At 66.1% G+C, this 6,885-nt stretch carries 3 protein-coding genes; 1 reads left to right on the top strand and 2 read right to left on the bottom strand.

Translation table 11 applies throughout. From position 1 onward, the window contains the following. Positions 1–191 precede the first annotated feature (191 nt). Positions 192–3,659: a ThuA domain-containing protein gene (locus tag Dsi01nite_RS18090; RefSeq protein WP_203847348.1), complete on the top strand. Its 3,468-nt coding sequence runs from the start codon at positions 192–194 to the stop codon at positions 3,657–3,659. 552 nt (positions 3,660–4,211) lie between these two features. On the opposite strand, the gene Dsi01nite_RS18095 is transcribed toward Dsi01nite_RS18090, so the two are convergent. After that, positions 4,212–4,730 (bottom strand): hypothetical protein, encoded by a 519-nt coding sequence (locus tag Dsi01nite_RS18095; RefSeq protein ID WP_203847349.1) that lies wholly within the window; start codon positions 4,728–4,730, stop codon positions 4,212–4,214. 26 nt (positions 4,731–4,756) lie between these two features. Beyond that, a partial coding sequence (locus Dsi01nite_RS18100; protein WP_239135970.1) for an RHS repeat domain-containing protein occupies positions 4,757–6,885 on the bottom strand: 2,129 nt, incomplete at its 5' end.

The raw sequence follows: 6,885 nt of genomic DNA on the forward strand, positions 1-6,885 counted from the left end.
CCGCCGCCAACGGTGCCGGGCTGCGCGAATTCAACACTGTTACGGCACCACGCGGCCTTCGGCGGGGCGCGACGTGCCGCACATCCGCGTGGCATCGGTGCCCGCGGATCACCTGATCGCGGCCTCAGAGCTGACGTGATCGGCGCACGTCGTTCGACGCTGCTGCATTCACAGGAGAGGTGCAACCGATCATGATTCGCAGAGTGCTGCTCTGCGTCGCCATGGTGCTGGCCGGAGCGGCCTTCAACATCGCTCCGGCGTTCGCGGCCGACTTCACGGTGCTGATCTTCAGCAAGACCGCGGGGTTCCGGCACGACGCGATCCCGGCAGGGATCGCCGCGATCCAGCAACTGGGCACGCAGAACAACTTCACCGTCGAGGCCACCGAGGACGCGAGCCAGTTCAACGACACGAACCTGGCCCGGTTCAAGGCGGTCATCTGGCTGTCCACGACCGCCGACGTGCTCGACGCGAACCAGCAGGCCGCGTTCGAGCGCTACATCCGGGCGGGCGGCGGCTACGTCGGCGTGCACGCCGCGGCCGACACCGAATACGACTGGCCCTGGTACGGCAACCTCGTCGGCGCCTACTTCTCCAGCCACCCCGCGATCCAGCCGGTCACGGTCCGCATCGAGGACCCCGCACACCCCTCCAACGCGGGCATCCCGACGAACTGGAACCGCACCGACGAGCTGTACAACTACCGCACCAACCCGCGCTCGCAGGTGCACGTCCTGGCGAACCTCAACGAGGCCACGTACACCGGCGGCACCATGAACGGCGATCACCCGATCTCCTGGTGCCGCGCGTATGACGGCGGCCGCTCCTGGTACACCGGCCTCGGCCACACCCAGGAGAGCTACACCGAGGCGAACTTCCGCACCCACCTGCTCGGCGGCATCAAGTACGCCGCGCAGAACATCGGCAACTGCTCGGTGTCCGCCGCGGGCACGTTCAGCCAGGTGAACCTGGCCAAGGGCGTGGCGGAGACCGGCGAGCCGATGGGCCTCACCGTGCTGCCCAACCGCGGCGTGCTGCACACCGCGCGGGACGGCGTCGTGCGGTACACCGATGTCAACGGCAACACGAAGGTCGCCCTGACGCTGCAGGTCTACTCCCACGACGAGGAGGGTCTGCAGAGCATCAAGGCCGACCCGAACTTCGCCACGAACAAATGGGTGTACATGTACTACGCGCCGCCGCTGAGCACACCCGCCGGCGACGCCCCGTCCACCGGCACCGCGGCGCAGTTCGCCCCGTTCAACGGCTCCAACAAGCTGGCCCGGTTCACCGTGCGGGACGACTACACGATCGACCCGAACTCGATGGTGACGATCCTCGACGTGCCGACCAGCCGTGGCCTGTGCTGCCACGTCGGCGGTGACATCGACTTCGACGCGGCCGGCAACCTGTTCCTGTCCACCGGCGACGACAGCAACCCGTTCGACTCCGGTGGTTACGCGCCGCTGGACGAGCGAGCCGACCACAACCCCGCCTTCGACGCGCAGCGCACCTCGGGCAACAGCAACGACCTGCGCGGCAAGGTCCTGCGGATCAAGCCGGGCGCGACCGGCGGCTACACCATCCCGTCGGGCAACATGTTCGCCCCGGGCACCGCGAAGACGCGGCCCGAGATCTACGCGATGGGCTTCCGCAACCCGTTCCGGATGAGCGTCGACAAGGCCACCGGCGTCGTGTACCTCGGTGACTACGGCCCCGACGCGGGCTCCGCCGATGCGAACCGGGGCCCCGCCGGCACGGTCTCGTTCGAGCGGATCACCCAGCCGGGCAACTTCGGCTGGCCGTACTGTTCCAACTACAACACTCCGTACAACGAGTACGTGTTCCCGACCGGCCCGTCGCTCGGCCTGTACAACTGCGCCGGGGGACCGACGAACAACTCGCCCAACAACACCGGCATCACCACCCTGCCGCCGTCGCAGGCTGCCTGGTTGCCCTACGGTGGCCAGGGTCCGTGGCGGCCCGAGCTGGGCGGCGGCGGCCCAATGGCCGGCCCGGTCTACAACTTCAACCCGAACCTGGTCTCCGACGTGAAGTTCCCGGCCTCCTACAACGGCCAGGTCATGCTCGGCGAGTTCACCAGCCGCTGGATCAAGGCGGCCGCCATCAACGCCAACGGCACGGCCGGCGCGATCACCCAGATCCCGTGGACCGGAACCGCCATCATGGACATGGAGTTCGGGCCGGACGGCGCCCTGTACGTCCTCGACTACGGCACCACCTGGTTCGGCGGCGACGCCAACTCGGCGCTGTACCGGATCGAGTACAACAGCGGCGGCAACCGGGCGCCGATCGCGCAGGCGGCCGCGACCCCGTCCTCCGGGGCGGCGCCGCTGACCGTGCAGTTCAGCTCGGCCGGCACCAACGACCCGGACGGCGACGCCATCACGTACGCCTGGGACTTCACCACCAACGGCAGCACCGACTCCACCGCGGCCAACCCGACGTTCACATACCCCACGAACGGCGAGTACACCGCGACGCTGACGGTCCGGGACACCGGCGGCAGAACCGCGACGGCCAGTGTCGTCGTCGGGGTCGGCCGGCCGACGATCCAGCTCATCACCCCGGCCGACGGCTCGGTGTTCCAGTTCGGGGACCTGGTGCCGTTCGAGGTGCGGGTCACCGACCCGAACGCCGGCACCATCGACTGCAACCGGGTCGTGGTCAACTACGTCCTGGGCCACGACAGTCACGGTCACCCGATCACCAGCAAGACCGGCTGCACCGGGTCGATCCAGACCACAGTGGACGGTGAACACGACCCCAGCTCGAACATCTTCGGGGTCATGGCCGCCGTGTACACCCCGGTCAGCGGGACCGCGGTCCAGGACCAGCACCAGCTGCAGCCCCGGACCCGGCAGGCCGAGCACTACAACACCATGAACGGCGTCCAGCTCGCCGCCAAGGCCAGCGCGCACGGCGGCAACGCCGTCGGGTACATCGAGAACGGCGACTGGATCGCCTTCAACACGTACAACCTGGCCGGTGTCACCGGTTTCAAGGCGCGGGTCGCCTCGGCCGGCGTCGGCGGCACCATCTCGGTGCGGACCGACTCGCCGACCGGCCCGGTGGCCGGCACGGTGCAGGTCACCTCGACCGGCGGCTGGGAGACCTGGGTCGACGTCACCGGGACGATCAGCCCACCGGCCGGCACGCACCAGCTGTACCTGGTGTTCACCGGCGCCGCGACCGGATCGTTGTTCGACATCGACGACTTCACGTTCACCTCCGGCACCACGCAACCGCCGTCGGCGAACCTGGCGTTGAACAAGCCGGTGACGGTGTCCAGCACCGAGAACGCCGGCACCCCGGCGTCGGCGGCCGTGGACGGCTCGCTGACCACCCGGTGGTCGAGCGCGGCCGCGGATCCACAGTGGATCCGGGTCGACCTCGGCCAGTCCTACGCCATCGATCGGGTCAAGCTGACGTGGGAGGCGGCGTACGGTTCGGCGTACCAGATCCAGACGTCGGCTGACGGCACCACCTGGACGACGGTGCGCTCGGTGACCGGCGGTGACGGCGGCGTCGACGACAACACCGCCCTGGCCGCGACCGGCCGCTATGTCCGCATCAACGGCACCACCCGTGGCACGGCGTGGGGCTACTCACTGCTGGAGTTCGAGGTCTACAGCTGAGCACAAGGGCGCGGGGATCGTCGGCGGTCCCCGCGCCCGCTCAGGTCAGCAGGCCGTCGCCGAGGTCGACCACACCAGAGCTGTCGTCGACCTCCCAGAAGTCGAAGCTGACAACAACCAACCGACGACTGTCGGGCGCCCATTCGAACGATCCGATCGAGTGATCGGAGTCCGTCCGCCGTTGACTTCGCTGGGTCCGGGAACCTCGGAAACGGCCCGATGTTTCCGAGGTTGATGCCCGAGTGAGCATCCCAGATGTAGAGCATCGGGCGGTTCCGGCTGCCGCAAATTGGCCTATCTCAATCACATGTAGGGACCTGATAAACACGCGCCGCACCAGACACGAGCTCGGCTACCGCGCCCAGAGAGTATGGGACGCCCGGCAAGCGCAGGCCGCAGCGAATGACCTCGCCTCTACTCCGACCGGAAGCAGATAACCACCCCAACAAAGCCGGGGAACCTATTTGCGCGATCTACCCGAGTGTCGGACGGCCGCCTGTCGTCCGCCTCGAAATGCTCCTCACTCTCGCATCGGGGGTCGACCTGCAGCACCTAGTCCGTTTCGACATACAACTGCAAGCCACTCTCATCTACGACACAAACGTTTGTTGCGTAGATCGCCGGTCCATCTGAAAACAACACCAATTCCACAGACTGCTGCCCGCTATATTCGATATTTACGAGCTTTCCGGCCTCTAACGCCAACTGCATTCCAAGTGGCTCCATACCCAAACTAAAGTCGGCTGGATAGTCCGATGCCACGATCATCTGGAAACCTGCGCGCCGCGAGTCACGGCGCGCCGAACTGGTCGACACATCAGCAAAGTCCGGATACAGTCGGATACCCGAATCGTCGGTCATCGTCACATTGTCTGCACGGATCACCACCAGGTCGGGCGCATTGAAGACCATTTGCATGCGACCGGACGCAGGGTCGTCGTACTCCATTTCGACATCTCGATCGAGAACGACGGATGCAAAGGTATCATCTGCCGAAACAATCTTCACAACCGCCGTACCTCCGTCCTCGACAAGTAAGGACATTGCATTTCGACGCGTCTCGCCCGACATGGCGAGCCTCCTTGACTCAATCGCCATCATGACATCAGGTCCATGTAGCGTTGCATCAAACGCATCCTCGCAGGAGCTGTCGGGTTGTTGACACCGTTGCGGACTGTCTCCGCAGCGTAGATGTCTCGCATCCGTTTCGCCCGTTCGAACGTCAAGCCTCTGGGCACGTCCGCCAACGTCTGCGCCTGCTCCAGCTTCAGCAGGGCGCCCTCTTCCTTAGCCCCCCAAATAGCTTTGCCCATCTTGGCGGGGCTCTCATAACCCATTTCTCGAGCCAGTCGGTGGAACTCAGTATTAGCTTCGCTCTGCGCTCCCGAGCCGCCACGGCGCGGCACTTCACCTGGACGACCGGCCCCGCCAGGCACAACAAAGATTTCGAGTCGCTCGCCCTTCGGCATCTTCGGGAAAACGAGCTTGCAATCGCACACTTCAACCAACTGCGCAACGAAGTAAATACTGCACGCAGTGGCGGTTTGGGCGATACAGATGCGCAGCGCTTGGGCTGCCATCCCGCCCCCGCCTACCACCTTCGGACCGACTACATATGGATCGTCATCTTCGACGACCTCGGGATGGATCATCAGCGCGCGAAATAGGTCTCCGTCAGTGACGTCGTCGACACCGTCGCCGTTGATATCGTTGCCGAGACCTTTGATACCACCGCCGCCGCCGCCACCGCCGCCACCGCCACCGCCGCCACCGCCGCCACCGCCACCGCCGCCACCGCTGCCAGGTGGCGCAACAGGGCACGAATCGTTCTTCTGTCCGCACGGATAGAGAACATCGTCGGTAGCCAGGCCTGTCGGGTCGCTGCTTGTGGCCGGGTTGTTCTCAGCGTATGCGTAACCGTTCACCTGCTGGGCATTACTGACATCAGTGATGAGGTCGTCGGAGATGAACCGACCGGTGGCGGGTTCATATTCGCGGGCGCCGAGGTGGATGAGTCCGGTGTTGTCGCGGGTGCCACCGACGAACCCCTTGGTGCTGGGCCACATCGGATCGGCGCCGCGAGGGTTGCCGAACGGGTCGGTCTTGCGCCGCGTGACGGTCTGGGCGACTGCGTCGACGGCGAGTTGTCCGCTGCCGTGGTGGTCCGCGGCGACCCAGGTCAGTCCGGCCGGAGTGCGGCTGGCGACGCTGTAGTAGCGGGTGCCGGTGACGGTGCCGCCGACCTTGCGCAGTTCATACCCGGGCAGGTACGCGGTCGCCCCAGCAGGGTCCTTCGACACGAGGCGGCTGCCGTCGGCGTCGTAGATGTAGCTGCTGACACCGGCGCTGTCGGTGACGGTGGCGAGGTGGCCTTCGCTGTCCCAGCCGAGAGTCTGACCGGGCTTGCCGGCGATGTTGCGGGTGAGCATGTTGCCGGCGTTGTCGTAGGTGTAGCTGTCGGTGCCGGTGCTGCCGCCGGTGGCGTCGACCTTGGTGAGGGTGTGCCGTTTGCCGGTGGTGGGGTAGGTGTAGGTGCGGGTGGTGTCGGTGCCGCCGCCGATGGCGTGGCGGATCTCCTGGGTGCGGTTGCCGTTGCTGTAGTTGTTGGTGCCGGTGGCGTACCGGTAGCTGGTCCAGTACGGGTCAGGTCCACCGACTACCGCCGCGGACGGGTTGGTCTGGCAGGTCGCCGCGGTCGTGGTCCACGCTTCCGCGAGTTCGCGGAGTGCGTCGTAGCCGAAGCACTGGTTGGACACGGTCGACCCGGCCGAGGTCTCAGTGATGTTCTTGACATTGCCGGCCTGGTCGTAGCCGTAGCCTTCGGTGAGCCGCTCGATCCACGTGTTGGGGTTCGCGGCGTTCTCGGTCTCGGTCTTGCTGCTGGTGAGCCGGCCGCTGGCCTCGTCGATGACAGTCGTCTGCCGGACCCGCTTGCTGCCGGAGCCCAGGATCTGCTGGTACTGGGCGCCGAAGGCGTGGTAGCTCGTCGCAGCGATGTACGTCTGCAGGCCGCTCAACGTCAGCGCGTAGCCGTTGTCATCATAGGTGCTGGTCAGCGTCTCCGTGGGCAGGTTGCCTGCCGCGGGGTACGTCAGCGTGGCCGCGGACCCGTCAGCCTTGTACGTCATCGATGTGGTGTAGGAGCCATTCGGCAGCCACGGCATGCTCAGGCTGGATGGGATCACCGTGGTGGTGCCGAGTGGCCGGTAGTCGTCGTCGTAACCGG

The sequence above is a fragment of the Dactylosporangium siamense genome (assembly GCF_016862795.1).
In the GTDB taxonomy this organism is placed as follows: Bacteria; Actinomycetota; Actinomycetes; order Mycobacteriales; family Micromonosporaceae; genus Dactylosporangium; species Dactylosporangium siamense.